Here is a 14,101-nt window from a genome sequence, read left to right as displayed (position 1 = left end):
TTTTATTCTTACTGGTGTAAAGACGACTTGATTGTTTCGCGAAAGTCTGACAGAGGCTTGCACGGTCGGGGTATCATTAATCGTTTTGACACCACTTTGCGTGACGCAGGCTAATCAATCGTAGCCTCCAGTGTTTCTCTGGGTAGGGTAAGGGCAGCAGAAATTTTTAGGTCGATCCCTTTGACCGCGCGCTGGATGGGCTCTTTCTTGAGGTGGGCGTAACGTGCGGTCGATTTGAGATCCCGGTGACCCAGCAGTTTCCCGATCATGATCAGATCCTCGCCGAGTTCCAGCGCATCGGACGTGAATTGCCCCGGGTTTTGTGGAGACAGAAAGACCCGTGAGGTAAGAAGAATTCATGAGCAATAAATCGAAGCGTTTTCCGCCTGAATTTCGTGAACGTGCAGCCTGCATGGTTCTGGAGGAAGAGAAGAACCATCCTTCGCGGTGGTCTGCGGTGATGGTGATCGCCCCAAAGCTGGATATTCACCCTGACACGCTGTCAAAATGGACCCGTCTGCATGAGCGGGCCAATGCATCTGCGGTGAGTGACCTGCCTGATCGAGAGAAGATCAGGCAACTGGAGCGAGTGAACCGCGAATTGCGGCAGGCCAATGAAATCCTGCGTAAGGCTTCTGCGTATTTTGCCCAGGCGGAACTCGACCGCCGGTTCAGGCCATGACGCGCTTCATTGATGAGCACCGGCAGACATATGGTGTCGGGTCAATCTGCAAGATCCTGCCGATTGCACCATCTGTCTATTATGCAACCGTTGCCAGACAGAAAAATCCCTGTGTGCGCAGCCAGAAAGACAAAGAGCTGAGCGACGAAATCCGTAGAGTATGGAACGATAATTTTTGTGTCTATGGAGCGCGTAAGGTCTGGCATCAGCTCAGACGCGAAGGCAGAAATGTCGCCCGCTGCACGGTAGAGCGGCTGATGCGCCAGATGGGACTGAAAGGTGTCATTCGTGGCGAGGGGATCAGAACCACACGGTCTGATCCACAACGTCCCTGCCCACAGGATCTGGTGCAGCGCCAGTTTCATGCTCCAGCCCCCAACAGGCTCTGGGTTTCGGATTTTACTTACGTTTCGACCTGGCAGGGCTTTGTTTATGTGGCCTTCATCATTGATGTGTTTGCCCGCATGATTGTGGGCTGGCGCGTCTCGTCCACTGCCCATACCGACTTCGTACTGGATGCCCTGGAGCAGGCTCTGTGCCAGAGGCAGCCCGAGGGGCAAGTGACCCATCATTCTGACAGGGGCTGTCAGTATGTGTCCATTCGCTACACGCAAAGACTGGCTGAAGCAGACCTCGTTGCCTCAGTCGGAAGCATTGGAGATTCCTATGATAACGCTCTGGCGGAAACCATTAACGGGCTCTACAAAACCGAACTCATCTATCGGCAGGGGCCATGGCAAAACAGGGACGCGGTTGAACTGGCAACACTTAAATGGGTCGACTGGTTCAATAATCGCCGCATTCTGTCCTCCATTGGAAACATCCCCCCGGCAGAAGCTGAGGATCGCTTTTATGCACAACAAAAATCACATGCATTAGCTGCATAGTTCAGATAAAAAACGTCTCCACAAAACCCGGGGCAATTCAAGCCCGGATAGGCCTTGATGCCAGCAACGGATGACGTTGCAATGATCTGTCCGGATTTCTGCTCCAGAAAAGATGGCATGACGGCTGCGACGCCGTTCAGGACGCCCTTGATGTTGACGTCGACCATCCTGTTCCAGTCATCGGTTTTGAGTGCCGAAACCGGAGAATTGGGCATGAGGCCCGCGTTCAGGAAGATGACATCCACACGACCGAACGTGTCCTTGGCGAATTGTACGATGCGTTCGTTATCAGATGGCTTCGTGACGTCCAGAACCTGATAGGCAGCCTGACCGCCGGCTTTTTCAATGTCGGTCACGATCTGTTTTAGCAGGCTTTCCCGGCGCGCACCGAGGACAACTTTTGCCCCTTTTGCGGCCAGTAGCTTTGCCGTGGCTTCGCCGATCCCCGATGATGCACCCGTGATGATGACGACTTTATCTTTAATCATTTATGGTAATCCTAAGTAGTTTGAGTGTTGCCACGCAGCAAAGATTACTTGCTCTCCAAGTGTCAGACGTATTTTCATATTTACATTATCTCCCGTCTGGAGATGAAACCTTTGCGAAAACCCGTAACGTGGGTGACACATTCAGACCGACTTACGCAGTAGACGGGCTCACCGAGCTTTGTAGAAACAAAATACGCTGTGATCTTGCCGCTGAGAATCACTCATCTGGTACACCTGACTCAACCATTATAGCGATGTAAAAAGCTTGGGTTTAGAGGCGATATTTAGAATATAGAGATGAGTATATTTCATGAATGCTGCTGGGCGGGATCTTAGTCTAATTCATGAAATCTGCTCATTTTGATCATGATATTATACGGTCTAGTTCTGGCACGTCATCTGGTTTATTCAGCACATTCTTGATGAGTTTTTTATTGTGATTAAAATTATTTCTCGTTTTTATTCACAATATACTTAAGAAAATACAGAATCATTCAAAAAATGGCCTTTATATTCCGAAAGTGGGCCGCTCAGTTGAGGTATAATGAAAGAAGTATCTGACATATCACCTGATGTGGAAGTGGAGCCAGAAGCGAGATCTGGCTCGTGGAGTGGCGTGCTCGCCATGTCTCTCGGCGCATTCGCTCTCATTGCATCAGAATTTATGCCCGTCAGTCTCTTGACCCCGATTGCAGCTGATTTACAGATCAGTGAAGGGCAGGCCGGGCAGGCCATTTCAGTTTCTGGTGCTTTTGCCGTATTGACGAGCCTGTTCATATCTTCCCTGACCAAAGGGCTCGATCGCAAGTGGCTCCTGTTGGGGCTAATTGGTGTGATGATTGTTTCCGGGAGCGTTGTGTCCGTCGCACCAAATTATCTCATTTTCATGCTCGGCCGCGCTTTGATCGGGGTGGTCATTGGCGGCTTTTGGTCGATGTCGGCTGCTACAGTCATGCGGTTGGTCGAAGAACATCATGTTCCACGGGCTCTGGCCATTCTGAACGGCGGAAATGCCCTGGCAACCGTTATCGCCGCTCCTGCAGGCAGTTTTCTTGGCGGTCTGATCGGTTGGCGTGGAGCATTTTTTTGTGTTGTTCCAGTTGCTGTTATTGTCTTCCTTTGGCAACTGGTAAGTCTGCCGTCCATGACGTCTGGCAAGACCCATGCGTCACCAAACGTTTTCAGGTTGCTCAAAAAGCCTTTGGTCGCCGTTGGTATGGCGGGAGCAGGCCTTTTCTTTATGGGGCAATTTAGCCTGTTTACTTATGTAAGACCATTTCTTGAAATTGTTGCTCACGTCAACGTCTCCACTCTGTCGTTTATTTTGTTGCTGATAGGGGTCTCCGGTCTTGTTGGAACTCTGTTGATTGGTGGGTTGTTGAAGAACAGCGTTTATCCGGTTCTTATAATCATTCCATTTATTATGGCGTTGCTGGCTGTCGGGCTTCTTTGCCTAGGTAAGTCGATCGTGATGTCTGCCGTCATTCTTACCATCTGGGGGCTGTTTGCGACATCTGCTCCTGTTGGCTGGTGGACCTGGCTGGCGAGAACGCTTCCCAATGATGCGGAAGCAGGAGGTGGGCTCATGGTTGCGGTCGTACAATTGGCTATTACCATGGGGGCAACCTGCGGGGGAATTCTCTTCGACGGCAGCGGATATCGTGCTACTTTTGGTGTGAGCGCACTCATTCTTATAGCAGCGTCACTCAGCGCGTTAATGGCAAACCGCATCTACAAATGCGGAGTATAGTGCGCGTCGCCATATTAAAATGAAGTCTAATGTAATATTAGTTTTAATACGGCCCCATTTCCAAACTTGAAAATGGGGTTTGTTGTCACAATTTAAGTATTGTTTTTATTGAGGCGCATTTCGTCGATAAAAAGAGAGAGTGGAGCAACATTTTCATGATGTCTGGGGAAGCAGAGATGATACCCGGACCAGTAAGGGCACCAGTCTTCTAGAACCTGCAGGAGGCGTCCTTCCTGAATGTATTTTCGTGCTACCATTTCAGGCATATGAGCCAAACCTAAGCCTTCCAGGCAGGCATCTCGAATGGGAAAGATGCTATTAAAAATTAAAGATCCTTCTACCTTCACGGTTATGTCTTTCCCCTTTTTCTCGAACTCCCATGCGTAAATGCGACCATGCGTTGGAAGCCGTAAAGTCAGACAATTATGATTTAATAAATCCTTTGGGTGTTTCGGTTTGGGATTTTTTGAAAAATATTCAGGTGATCCAGCCACAACAAAACGAATATCTGGTGTGATAGGGACAGATGTCATTTCTTTTGTTATATTTTCACCAAGTCGAATTGCTCCATCAAAATCTTCAGAAAAAATATCAATAAGTTTAAGATCTGCTACAAACTCTATATTGATTTTGGGGTATTTTTGGACGAATTCTTTTATCTTAGGCAGGACAACGTAAGCCAGAGCATCATCAGGCATTGTAATTCGAAGATTCCCAGATTCCTGATTTCTTAATTCTCCTAATGATGTCAGTTGATTTTCTATTTGGTCTAAATGTGGTGCAATGCCGCTGATCAGTTGCTGTCCTGCAGTTGTGGGGGTAACGCTTCTTGTCGTGCGGGTCAGCAATCTCAAGTCAAGGCGCTCTTCCAAAAGACGAATGGTATGGCTGAGTGCCGACTGTGATACGCCTAATTTCGCGGCAGCTTTTGTAAAACTTTTTTCCCGTGCAACAGCGACCAGAGCGGTCAAATCATTCAAGTTTTCGCGTGCCATGTAATCCTCCCGATCCGCCGTATTTTAGTTAAGAAATAGACGCGTTATATGCGAAGAAATCCCTGATGTAATGAACTCAATGATCAAGAGAGAATGACCGCGCCGCGACCCTTCTTGGAAAGACAGTCTGAAGGATTGACCAAGGGGCAATCGGTTCGGGACAAGCATCCGCATCCGATACATTTATCAAGATGATTACGGAGTTTTGTCAGTCCTGCAATACGCCCATCTAGCATTACAGACCATTTCCGTACCATTTGATCAATATCTTTGGCGGAAATTTTGTCAGTGAGCGGAAACGCAGCCAATATGGCTGTAATATCCGCTAAAGAGATACCCAGGGATTGCGCGGCTTTAATCAGCGCAATTCGCCGCAGCATATCCCGCGCGTATCCTAACGTAAGCTGTTCCATCAGCAGCATGCTCAATTATTTCGGAATTGAATTTATCAGCATTGCGGCAGGCGAACAGCAATGCAATGTCTTTATGATCGTTACCGAGAATGCTCAGGCCAAATGTCTCTGCTTCCGTAATTGCACGATAAGCCGCACTCTTCCGATGCAGGCAAATCAGTAGCGGAAGCGGTTCCATGGAGACTGAAGTAGAGCACTGGTTGTAGCACCATGTTCTCCGTCAACACCTTTGGCTGTTACCACAGACACGCCTGTGGCCAGATGCGACATTGCTTTCCGAAAAATGGCTTCATCTGGAAGTGTCATAATAGCTCCTTGGGTCTTATCCCCATGAGCCTATACACACTCTTTTTTGATCAGAAAAGCAGCGCTCTTGACTGGAAACGAGTCATAACTTGTTGTGTCATAAAAACAGACAAACCAGATTTAACTTATCGACACAAGCCCTTTACTTTCCCGTTTCTGAAGCAAAATTTATGAAATCTTCAAGGTATTTAATATCTTCATCGGTTTCCCGATGGCCAAGGAATATCTGTTTCGCAATGCCTTTTTTGCTAAGTTTTACGGGATGAAGTTCAAAGCGCGTGGCGTATTCTTCCACAAGCCAGCGAGGAAGTGCTGCAACGCCCCTTCCATGGCTGACCATCACCAGCATGATATCCGTTGTTTCAATCTGCTTCTGCTGTCGTGGTCCAATCCCTGCTGGTTGCAGGAACTGCGTGTAAATATCGAGCCGCTCGGACGGAACCGGATAGGTTATCAATGTTTCATCTGCCAACTGCTCTGGTAAAACAAATTTTGCCTTCCGAAGGGGGTGTTCCGGCCCCACAGCCAGCACCAGTTCATAGTCAAATACCGGCGTGAATTTCAGGCCGGGTTTATACAGTGGATCAGGGGTCACCAGAATATCGATTTCATTGCTGAACAGCGCGCCGATCCCGCCAAACTGGAATTTCTGTCGTACATCCACATCGACCTTGGGCCATCTTTCCAGATAGGGTGAAACGACTTTCAGAAGCCACTGATAACAGGGATGGCATTCCATTCCGATGCGCAATGTACCGCGTCCGCCATTGGCGAATTGTTCAATACGGCTTTCCGCCAGTTCAAACTGAGGGAGCAGACGGTTTGCCAGAGACAAAAGCCATTCACCAGCCTGCGTAAGAACAAGGGATCGCCCCTCCCGCCGCCATATTCTGACACCAAGCTGCTGTTCAATCTTGCGGATAGAATGGCTGAGTGCTGGTTGGGTCAGATTCAGACGCGCTCCGGCAGCCGTCAGCGAACCTTCCCGTGCAACTTCCCGAATGATTGTTAGATGGCTGCGTTCCAGAATGCCCATGTTTTGTCCGATAAATGCACGAAATTCATATAGCCATAAAAATATATCATTTCAGTTCATTTTTATAAACTTCTACTATGAAGGATCAATCATTCATTCATGCGGATGCAGACCATGGTCTCCAACGACATTCACGACCACTTTCACAGTGGATCGAACGGTGGCTTCAATCTTTCTTCCGACATTTTCAAGGAAAAGTTGAACGCGGTGAGAACTTCCGGCTGACATGACAGGCATTTTGAGCACCTGGCTGTCGGAAAAGCGTATCGACAGACTGTTGTCGTGTAATTCCGAAACCCCAATTCTGTCTTTCGAGTTTGTCCCACCGCGAACTGACGCAATGGAGCAACGGCTTTGGCACTGTATCCGGCGTCTGGCGCCTCTCGCACCCCGCTTTGTCTCGATCACTTATGGGGCTGGCGGAACCACGCAGGCCGGTACTCTTTCCACGGTGTTGCGTCTGAAGCGGAATACAGACCTTATCCCCGCCGCCCACCTGACTTGTGTCGGTGCGCCCCGCGAGGCCGTAGATGATCTTGCCCGTTGCTATCGGGATGCTGGTGTTCATCATATCGTGGCCCTGCGTGGCGATCCTTCCGCAGGCGCTGTTGATGATAGTCCGCGACCGGGTGGCTATATCTATGCCAGTGATCTTGTTGCCGGTCTGCGTCGTATCGCGGATTTCGATATTTCTGTCGCCGCTTATCCCGAAACCCATCCTACAGCGTTAAGCCCGGAAGCTGATCTGGATAACCTCAAGCGCAAGCTTGATGCGGGGGCCACACGGGCCATCACGCAGTATTTCTTTGATAGTGAAATTTATCTGCGTTTTCTGGATCGGTGTCTGGCGGCCGGAATTACTGCCCCCATCATTCCTGGCATTATGCCGGTTTCGAATTACGAGCAGATCGTGCGCTTCTCGGCTGTGTGTGGGGTAACTGTTCCGGCATGGTTGAGGCATCTGTTCGATGGGACGGCGAAGAATCCTGAACTTCGTCGTATCGTTGCCAGTATGGTGGCGGTGGAACAGATCCGTACCTTGCAGACCTATGGGATTAACGAGTTTCATGTCTCCACGTTGAACCGTGCTGACCTGACGTACGCGATTGCCCATATCCTTGGGGTGCGTCCGATGCAGACGAACGCATCTCATAATGTGACAGGCCTTTTGGAAAAAACGGAAGTCCCCGATGAACGAGAAACCCCGGCAGATTTTGACTCCACCGCATGGGCACAGGAAGGTGCTCCTCCATTCATGCTGCGCACCCTGTTCGGGTGAGGTGATGGAGGCCATGACCGCATCGGGTATCGACTACACGATCTTCTTCTACAATCCGAACATCCATCCTGAGCGGGAATATCTTCTTCGCAAGGACGAAAACATCCGGTTTGCTGATAAGCATGGTATCTCCTTCGTCGATGCCGATTATGACAGGGACAACTGGTTCGCCCGTGCGAAAGGCATGGAATGGGAACCGGAACGCGGTGTGCGTTGCACCATGTGCTTCGATATGCGCTTCGAGCGCACAGCGCTTTACGCTCATGAGCATGGTTTCCCGGTGATGACCAGTTCACTCGGTATTTCACGATGGAAGAACATGGCGCAGATCAATGACTGCGGCCAACGCGCCGTATCCCTTTATGAAGGACTTTCCTACTGGGATTTCAACTGGCGCAAAGGGGGTGGCTCCGCGCGAATGATCGAGATTAGCAAGCAGGAGAAGTTCTACCAGCAGGAATATTGCGGCTGCGTCTATTCCCTGCGTGATACCAATGCTCACCGCCGCAGTCAGGGGCGTTCGCCGATCGAGCTTGGCAAGCTCTATTATGGAACTGATGATGAGGCCTGATCACACACAAGATGACGGAGCTTGTTTGTTCGGCGAAGTTCCACCCACCACGACACGTGATAATAAACTACAGCACGAACCAGTTCTGAGATGTGATGAGCCGGAGGACAGTGTCTCTGATGAGGAAAGTCAGTTCGGCTGTCCGTGTTGTGTAAACCCGTGGTTCCGTTGATCTGGACAAAATACTGTTTGAACGGTGAAACGACCCATACATCATGCCCTTGTCAGAGATATTCTGTCTTATCTCCATGCACCTGAACGTCTGGCCCTTTCAAAGGGCGAACGTCTCACCCGTTTTGTGGATTTTCTTTCAGAACATCACAGGATTATTGTTTGCCGAAAGCAGGAATGTCGGAAACGACTGCGTCGGTTCGAGCACATTCTGGACATGGCGTGCCCCACGACCAATAAAGCGCGCGATATTGGAAAATTGATCACGACGGTGGAGGAAATCTGCACACGCCCTTTCACACCAGCCACTCTTCAGGATGCTTTGGGAGTTTCCAGTCGGGAACGTATCAGATGGACGCGTGACGGTAAGCTCCGGCCGATTGGAACGAAAATGATAAAGGATCGAGGGCGTTTCTCGCTGGCTTTATACAGCGCGGAAGACGTGGTGAGACTGCTGATGTCTCCAGAAATTCTGGCATCATGGAGGGCAAGACCTGTGTCCTGCCGTCCATGATAGAAACCCGCAGAGCTACCTAGCCGGCCGAAAGTTCTTTTCGAACAATTTCCGCACCTGCGCCCAGAGCATCCAGTTTTCCACGCGCTACATCACGCGGTAACGGTGCCATACCGCAATTGGTGCAGGGGTAAAGCTTGTCAGCATCAACAAACTGAAGTGCTTTTCGCAGAATATCGGCGACTTTTTCAGGCGTCTCAATGGTTTTGGTGGCCACGTCAATGGCGCCAACCATGACCTTTTTTCCACGAATGAGTTCGATCAGATCCATTGGAACGCGGGAGTTCTGACATTCCAATGAAATCAGATCGATATTGGATTTTTGCAGTTTGGGAAAGATCTCTTCATACTGACGCCACTCTTCCCCAAGAGCATTTTTCCAATCGATATTGGCTTTGATGCCGTAACCATAACAGATATGAACTGCTGTCTCGCACTTCAGCCCTTCAATAGCTTTCTCTAATGTGGCAATGCCCCAGTCATTGACCTCATCAAAGAAAACATTGAAGGCGGGTTCATCGAACTGGATGATGTCGATACCAGCCGCTTCCAGTTCTTTTGCTTCCTGATTGAGAATTTTGGCAAATTCCCAGGCGAGTTTTTCACGGCTTTTGTAGTGGCCATCATAGAGCGTGTCGATCATCGTCATGGGGCCGGGGAGCGCCCATTTGATAGGTTTTTTTGTCAGGGTGCGTAAAAACTTTGCATCCTCGACAAAAACCGGTTTTTCACGCGCTACAGCGCCGATAACGGATGGTACGCTTGCATCGTAGCGGTTGCGAATTTTGACTGTCTGACGGTTCTCGAAATCGACACCACTGAGATGCTCAATAAAGGTCGTGACGAAATGCTGACGCGTCTGCTCGCCGTCACTGACGATATCAATGCCAGCACGGTTCTGATCGTCCAGCGTCAGGCGAAGCGCATCCTGCTTACCTTCGACCAGCTCTTCCCCCTGCAATTTACAGGGGGACCAGAGTGTCTCAGGTTTGGCAAGCCATGAGGGTTTCGGCAGGCTGCCAGCCGTTGAGGTGGGGAGGAGTGTTTTCATGAGAGGTAACCTTGTATTTCTGATGGATCAGGCGACGTAACCGGCAGACCATTTTTCGAGAATGTCGTGATATGGCTTGATGAAATGCTCGTCCGTATAGTGTCCCTGTGAGATCGCCAGTTGTGTACGCTCCTCCCGATCGTAGACAATGCGGGTGTTGGAATAGTCCTGATGTTTTAGGCTCGGTTGATAACAGTCAGCCGCAGCAGAATTGGCATTGTAAATTTCAGGACGGTAAATTTTCTGAAAAGATTCCATCACGCTGATGGTGCTAATCAGTTCAAGAGCAGAGTAGTCAGACAGCAGATCGCCAAAAAAATAGAAGGCCAGTGGCGCAGCACTATTGCGCGGCATGAAATAACGAACCTGCATTCCCATTTTTTTAAAATACTGGTCTGTCAGAGAAAATTCACGCTGTTCATACTCAACGCCGAGAACAGGATGCTGATTTTCCGTTCGATGATAGGTGCGATTGGTCGAGACACTGAGGCAGATAACCGGTAATTTTTTAAAATTCTGCTTGTAAGCAGACGAGTTCATAACGCTTTTAAAGAGATTTCCATGTAGGTCTCCATAATTATGGGGAACACTGAATTTGGCTTTTTCTTTATTGTAAGCCGGTAACAACACGCTGAAGTCGTAATCCCGCACGTACGAGGAAAAACTGTTTCCGGCGAGGCCCTCTATCCGTTTGTTGGCGTTTTTATCAACAATTGTTGTGTAGAGGACTTCGATCAGAGGAAAGCTGCCGCTTTTGCCTGCAAAGGCGAGATCCATCTCCACAGAAACGATTTCAAGTTCAAGAGTGTAACGATCTCTGTTGGCATTATCCCAATGCGCCAGATCATTGAACCGGTTGTCTATCATCCGCAGGACATTGCGCAGGTTTTCCTGACGGCTTTTCCCTCTCGCCAGATTGGCAAAATTGGTCGTAAGGCGGGTTCTGTCGGAAGGATGATAGTTTTCATCGAAACGAAGCCGATGGATACTGAATGTCGAATCCTGAATCATTGTTGTTCTGCATCCCTATTTCCACCGCAAACCAGAATGCGGGCACGGGGGCATGGCGTCCCCAAGTTTGTCTTCTGAGTTTTTTAGGCGGTGGTGGTCATCGTCATGGTAGCTTTATGCCTGAACGAACCCGTGAGCAGAAATGATTTGATTTCATCAATACATCAATATTGTTCATGGACTAATGTGGCTGCATTGTCTCAGGAAAAGACGCAGTCAGAAACTGATTGGCGTAATGTTTGTTTTCAGGGCATCAGCTCAATCCGGTCTCGGTCTACATGCGAAAAACTGATATCTGCCTTTCGCAGCTCCAGAATGTTCCAGCTTGCACGTAGGATGCGTTTGGCGGCATGGTGCAGGAGCAAACGCTTCAATGGTCCCGCGCAAGCGGGGTAATAGGGAATTCCGTTATGTTCTGGTCAGACAATCGGCCGGAAGCAAAGTCGGAGGCTGCTCCCGCAACTGTAGGCGGTATGCCGCTGGTTCGTTCACTTTGAACGTGGACCACTGTTCTCATAGGAACGGGAAGGTTGGAACCAGTTGGCCATGATCCGTGAGCCAGGAGACCTGCCATTGCTCAGCCACCAACCGTCGGGCGGGATGACCGAAGGGAGGAGAGAATATATGCCTGTCTGCCTCATGCCTCGGTCACTCCTGATGAATCAGGCGATGGACTCTTTTCAGGTCAGGGGGGCTGACCCCATTATTTCTGGCCGATATACGAATGACGCTTTTGTGCTGCAAACAGCATTAGTTCGTTAGACACTTCAGAGTCAGTCACCGGACAATCATGCATTCTGTCCGATAATTGATAACGGGTACACTTGCTCAGACAAAATGTGAGAGACGACACGATGCTCCATGACGAGGCGTTGTATTGTTTCCTTTGCGCTGAGCCAGTTGAAAAGCCGAGGCAATGGAAAACGAACTTCACCAAATTTCAGATCATTCAGCGTGCGCGGTACAGATTGATTTAAGACGTGTCAGAACCAACCCGAACTTCTGGTATCCTGTCGCTTGGTCCCGTGAATTGGGACGGGAAAAGGCAATCGATGTCCGGTTTGCAGGACAGCATATCGTCGTCGTGCGCCCCAAAAGCGGCATTCCTTATGCTCTAGATGGCCTTTGCGCCCATCGGCAGGTTCTGCTTGGCAAAGGAAACGTCCATGGTGACCTGATAAGCTGCGTTGCTCATGGTCTGAGATATAACCGGGACGGCCAATGTGCTTCGCCGAATGTTTCAGCCGAAGCGCAATGTCTGCGTCTCAAAAGTTGGGCCTGCCGCGAAAAAGATGGGCTTATTTTTGTTTTCATGGGAGACCAGTCTCTTGCGGCGACGACCTCGCTTCCTGATTTTCCAAGGGTGAGAGACAGGCGCTATCGCACGCGGCGCTTCGGGCAGGTGGTGAACTGTCATTACAGTTTCATGCATGAAAATCTGATGGATATGAATCATCAGGTTTTGCACAGTCGGTTGGTCGGGAAAATGAAGCCTCGGTTCCTCGGAATGGATCACGGAGAGGATTTTGTGGAGGCCCGCTACACTTTTGCACGAACCGGCGGCAAACAGCCTTTGAGCGAGGCGCTGATCTACGGCCAGAGACGCCGTGATGGTCGGGATTTTGCCTACCGGGATGTCATGACCATCAGGACACAATATCCTTACCAGATCCTGCGTATTGAAACGCAAGGGATTGAGGAACCCGTGATGGAGTTATGGATATCTTATGTGCCGCAGGATCGTGAGGAGCTGACCAACCGTGTTTTCGGTCTGTTGTCGATCAAACGACTGAAAGTGCCTTTTTTACTGGATATTGCCTGGCCAATACTGGTCGCATTCACGGAGCGCGTCTTCTTTGAAGATCGCGAGATTGTCGAGCTGGAACAGGCTGCATGGAAAGACCTCGGTGGAGATCACAATCGGGAAGTCTTCCCGGTTATCAATCAACTTCGTGATCTGCTCAGGCGATGTGGTCAGGTGCCAGAGAGTGTAGAAAAGACGGCCCCATGAGATTGCCTTTTATCGCGCCACCTTCCCATGCTTTTCATCCTTTGCTGGAAAAGATCATTCTTCTGGCGCCTGATCGAACCTGTGTCATTTCTTTGCTGGAGACAGATGCGGCTTTACCTGAAGAAGAACAATTGCAGCAGAATGGCTATGATCTTTTCCAGATGACTGTTTCCAATCTACCAACAGACCACCAGATGCGTGGTGACTATCTGGAAGCACATTTCAGGCCGCTTCTCGATACAGCGATAGAAATGGCGATGGCGCTGACTGACAGGCCAGCGCACGTGCCGGAAGCAAGTTACGTGCAAACCTATATAGCGGTTCAGAATCTGATTGGTGCACAGAAAGCTGCGATGGATCTGTATTGTCGTGTGCAAGTTGAATTTATGATTTCTTGAACAGTGTGAACCTGAAGAGACAGATCATGAGTAATGTCATAGATTTCCCCACCCAGAATGGGGCAGGCAGGCCCTATCTGGCGGCAAAAGATCTCACAAAAGAACAGTGCCGTTTTATTCTCTCTCTACCGATAAGCGGCGAGTATGGCATCCCCGTAGCGGATCGCGGTGCCATTCGCGGATCATTGATATTGATGGGATATGTCGCGGCCGGATTTTCCGTACGCTGGGGCAGTGCTGCCGCTCGTCTTACCAGTCGAGGACGAAGCATGCATCGGGAATTGATGTCTCGTGAAAATCATTGGTGAAGTGGAATAGGATCTGAATAGAAAAAGCGAACACTTGTCATTTGAATGCTATCTTGAATTTCGAATTAAGAAACTATGCAATGTTGTCAGAACTAAAATTAGGCGATCACTGATAAAACAATGTCGGTTTTTTGGACGTCTGAAACGATTTTCTTAAGACCGACATGACGGCGAAAGCGGGAGATCCGCTTAGCGCGCAGCAACCAAACTGGACTTGCAACGGTTTTGTG

The 14,101-nt window shown here is 49.5% G+C and carries 18 protein-coding genes, 1 riboswitch and 1 other annotated feature; of the genes, 8 read left to right on the top strand and 10 right to left on the bottom strand.

Going from position 1 to position 14,101, the window contains the following annotated elements:
• Positions 1–110: 110 nt before the first annotated feature.
• Positions 111–269, bottom strand: coding sequence for a hypothetical protein (locus WG31_RS15005; protein ID WP_342446844.1), 159 nt, complete (start codon positions 267–269; stop codon positions 111–113).
• 89 nt (positions 270–358) lie between these two features.
• Between WG31_RS15005 and WG31_RS08200 the strand changes: the two genes are divergently transcribed.
• Positions 359–1,569 (top strand): IS3 family transposase gene (locus WG31_RS08200; RefSeq protein WP_157884511.1). Its coding sequence is split into 2 segments (ribosomal slippage): positions 359–644 and positions 644–1,569, totalling 1,212 coding nucleotides; the frame shifts between segments, so codons are not numbered across the junction.
• Positions 637–753, top strand: a sequence feature (AL1L pseudoknot). Its footprint overlaps the gene before it by 117 nt.
• On the opposite strand, the gene WG31_RS08195 is transcribed toward WG31_RS08200, so the two are convergent.
• Positions 1,533–2,057, bottom strand: coding sequence for an SDR family oxidoreductase (locus tag WG31_RS08195; protein ID WP_245191485.1), 525 nt, complete (start codon positions 2,055–2,057; stop codon positions 1,533–1,535). The two genes, WG31_RS08200 and WG31_RS08195, sit on opposite strands and share 37 nt — an antisense overlap.
• Before the next feature lie 544 nt (positions 2,058–2,601).
• Here WG31_RS08195 and WG31_RS08190 point away from each other — a divergent pair.
• Positions 2,602–3,807: an MFS transporter gene (locus tag WG31_RS08190; RefSeq protein ID WP_063354216.1), complete on the top strand. Its 1,206-nt coding sequence runs from the start codon at positions 2,602–2,604 to the stop codon at positions 3,805–3,807.
• Positions 3,808–3,899: 92 nt separating this feature from the next.
• Here the strand turns inward: WG31_RS08190 and WG31_RS08185 are convergent, their stop codons facing one another.
• From WG31_RS08185 to WG31_RS08175, 5 genes are all read right to left on the bottom strand, one after another.
• Positions 3,900–4,802: a LysR family transcriptional regulator gene (locus WG31_RS08185; RefSeq protein ID WP_063354215.1), complete on the bottom strand. Its 903-nt coding sequence runs from the start codon at positions 4,800–4,802 to the stop codon at positions 3,900–3,902.
• 83 nt (positions 4,803–4,885) lie between these two features.
• Entirely contained in the window at positions 4,886–5,215 is a 330-nt protein-coding gene (locus tag WG31_RS08180) for a MerR family DNA-binding protein (protein WP_245191484.1), read from the bottom strand.
• The gene (locus WG31_RS16050; RefSeq protein ID WP_245191483.1) at positions 5,157–5,393 is read right to left on the bottom strand and encodes a flavin reductase family protein; all 237 of its coding nucleotides are present in this window, start codon (positions 5,391–5,393) and stop codon (positions 5,157–5,159) included. The genes WG31_RS08180 and WG31_RS16050 overlap by 59 nt, the downstream gene beginning before the upstream one ends.
• Positions 5,372–5,521, bottom strand: coding sequence for a hypothetical protein (locus tag WG31_RS16045; RefSeq protein ID WP_245191482.1), 150 nt, complete (start codon positions 5,519–5,521; stop codon positions 5,372–5,374). Before WG31_RS16045 ends, WG31_RS16050 begins: the two co-directional genes overlap by 22 nt.
• Before the next feature lie 142 nt (positions 5,522–5,663).
• On the bottom strand, positions 5,664–6,557 hold the full coding sequence (locus WG31_RS08175) for a LysR family transcriptional regulator (RefSeq protein ID WP_063354214.1): 894 nt from the start codon (positions 6,555–6,557) through the stop codon (positions 5,664–5,666).
• Positions 6,558–6,783: 226 nt separating this feature from the next.
• Between WG31_RS08175 and metF the strand changes: the two genes are divergently transcribed.
• The 3 genes from metF (at position 6,784) to WG31_RS15495 (ending at position 9,092) form a co-directional block, all read left to right on the top strand.
• On the top strand, positions 6,784–7,836 hold the full coding sequence (gene metF / locus WG31_RS08170; RefSeq protein ID WP_063354213.1) for a methylenetetrahydrofolate reductase [NAD(P)H]: 1,053 nt from the start codon (positions 6,784–6,786) through the stop codon (positions 7,834–7,836).
• Between the two features lie 13 nt (positions 7,837–7,849).
• Positions 7,850–8,407: an epoxyqueuosine reductase QueH gene (locus tag WG31_RS08165; protein WP_245191481.1), complete on the top strand. Its 558-nt coding sequence runs from the start codon at positions 7,850–7,852 to the stop codon at positions 8,405–8,407.
• 196 nt (positions 8,408–8,603) lie between these two features.
• Positions 8,604–9,092 (top strand): hypothetical protein, encoded by a 489-nt coding sequence (locus WG31_RS15495; RefSeq protein WP_157884510.1) that lies wholly within the window; start codon positions 8,604–8,606, stop codon positions 9,090–9,092.
• A gap of 19 nt (positions 9,093–9,111) precedes the next feature.
• Here the strand turns inward: WG31_RS15495 and WG31_RS08160 are convergent, their stop codons facing one another.
• The 3 genes from WG31_RS08160 to WG31_RS16175 all read right to left on the bottom strand — a co-directional run bounded on the left by WG31_RS08160 (position 9,112) and on the right by WG31_RS16175 (position 11,528).
• A complete protein-coding gene (locus tag WG31_RS08160; RefSeq protein ID WP_063354211.1) occupies positions 9,112–10,143 on the bottom strand; it encodes a methionine synthase in 1,032 nt (343 codons plus the stop codon).
• A 27-nt stretch (positions 10,144–10,170) separates the two neighbouring features.
• Complete coding sequence (locus WG31_RS08155) at positions 10,171–11,154, bottom strand: DUF1852 domain-containing protein (RefSeq protein WP_063354210.1); 984 nt, start codon at positions 11,152–11,154, stop codon at positions 10,171–10,173.
• A gap of 245 nt (positions 11,155–11,399) precedes the next feature.
• On the bottom strand, positions 11,400–11,528 hold the full coding sequence (locus WG31_RS16175; RefSeq protein WP_280790743.1) for a hypothetical protein: 129 nt from the start codon (positions 11,526–11,528) through the stop codon (positions 11,400–11,402).
• Positions 11,512–11,743: riboswitch (cobalamin riboswitch) on the top strand. Its footprint overlaps the gene before it by 17 nt.
• Before the next feature lie 327 nt (positions 11,744–12,070).
• Here WG31_RS16175 and WG31_RS08150 point away from each other — a divergent pair.
• Genes WG31_RS08150 through WG31_RS14990 form a run of 3 tightly spaced genes read left to right on the top strand, consistent with a single transcriptional unit; the run spans position 12,071 to position 13,871 of the window.
• Positions 12,071–13,165, top strand: a complete 1,095-nt coding sequence (locus WG31_RS08150) for a Rieske 2Fe-2S domain-containing protein (RefSeq protein ID WP_063354209.1) — start codon at positions 12,071–12,073, stop codon at positions 13,163–13,165.
• On the top strand, positions 13,162–13,563 hold the full coding sequence (locus WG31_RS08145) for a hypothetical protein (RefSeq protein WP_209439335.1): 402 nt from the start codon (positions 13,162–13,164) through the stop codon (positions 13,561–13,563). The genes WG31_RS08150 and WG31_RS08145 overlap by 4 nt, the downstream gene beginning before the upstream one ends.
• Before the next feature lie 26 nt (positions 13,564–13,589).
• Complete coding sequence (locus tag WG31_RS14990) at positions 13,590–13,871, top strand: hypothetical protein (RefSeq protein WP_245191480.1); 282 nt, start codon at positions 13,590–13,592, stop codon at positions 13,869–13,871.
• The last annotated feature ends 230 nt before the right edge of the window (positions 13,872–14,101 follow it).

Origin of the sequence: Acetobacter oryzifermentans, assembly GCF_001628715.1 — a bacterium.
Taxonomy (GTDB): Bacteria; Pseudomonadota; Alphaproteobacteria; order Acetobacterales; family Acetobacteraceae; genus Acetobacter; species Acetobacter oryzifermentans.
The sequence above is the reverse complement of the archived record's forward strand: the minus strand, read 5'-3'. Positions and strand labels throughout refer to the sequence as shown.

Excerpts from the sequence above, each read along its gene's own strand:
- WG31_RS15005 (WP_342446844.1), bottom strand. The coding sequence starts at position 269 with ATGATCGGGAAACTGCTGGGTCACCGGGATCTCAAATCGACCGCACGT.
- WG31_RS08195 (WP_245191485.1), bottom strand. The coding sequence starts at position 2,057 with ATGATTAAAGATAAAGTCGTCATCATCACGGGTGCATCATCGGGGATC.
- WG31_RS08190 (WP_063354216.1), top strand. The coding sequence starts at position 2,602 with ATGAAAGAAGTATCTGACATATCACCTGATGTGGAAGTGGAGCCAGAA.
- WG31_RS08185 (WP_063354215.1), bottom strand. The coding sequence starts at position 4,802 with ATGGCACGCGAAAACTTGAATGATTTGACCGCTCTGGTCGCTGTTGCA.
- WG31_RS08180 (WP_245191484.1), bottom strand. The coding sequence starts at position 5,215 with ATGGAACAGCTTACGTTAGGATACGCGCGGGATATGCTGCGGCGAATT.
- WG31_RS16050 (WP_245191483.1), bottom strand. The coding sequence starts at position 5,393 with ATGGAACCGCTTCCGCTACTGATTTGCCTGCATCGGAAGAGTGCGGCT.
- WG31_RS16045 (WP_245191482.1), bottom strand. The coding sequence starts at position 5,521 with ATGACACTTCCAGATGAAGCCATTTTTCGGAAAGCAATGTCGCATCTG.
- WG31_RS08175 (WP_063354214.1), bottom strand. The coding sequence starts at position 6,557 with ATGGGCATTCTGGAACGCAGCCATCTAACAATCATTCGGGAAGTTGCA.
- metF (WP_063354213.1), top strand. The coding sequence starts at position 6,784 with ATGACAGGCATTTTGAGCACCTGGCTGTCGGAAAAGCGTATCGACAGA.
- WG31_RS08165 (WP_245191481.1), top strand. The coding sequence starts at position 7,850 with ATGACCGCATCGGGTATCGACTACACGATCTTCTTCTACAATCCGAAC.
- WG31_RS08160 (WP_063354211.1), bottom strand. The coding sequence starts at position 10,143 with ATGAAAACACTCCTCCCCACCTCAACGGCTGGCAGCCTGCCGAAACCC.
- WG31_RS08155 (WP_063354210.1), bottom strand. The coding sequence starts at position 11,154 with ATGATTCAGGATTCGACATTCAGTATCCATCGGCTTCGTTTCGATGAA.
- WG31_RS08150 (WP_063354209.1), top strand. The coding sequence starts at position 12,071 with ATGGAAAACGAACTTCACCAAATTTCAGATCATTCAGCGTGCGCGGTA.
- WG31_RS08145 (WP_209439335.1), top strand. The coding sequence starts at position 13,162 with ATGAGATTGCCTTTTATCGCGCCACCTTCCCATGCTTTTCATCCTTTG.
- WG31_RS14990 (WP_245191480.1), top strand. The coding sequence starts at position 13,590 with ATGAGTAATGTCATAGATTTCCCCACCCAGAATGGGGCAGGCAGGCCC.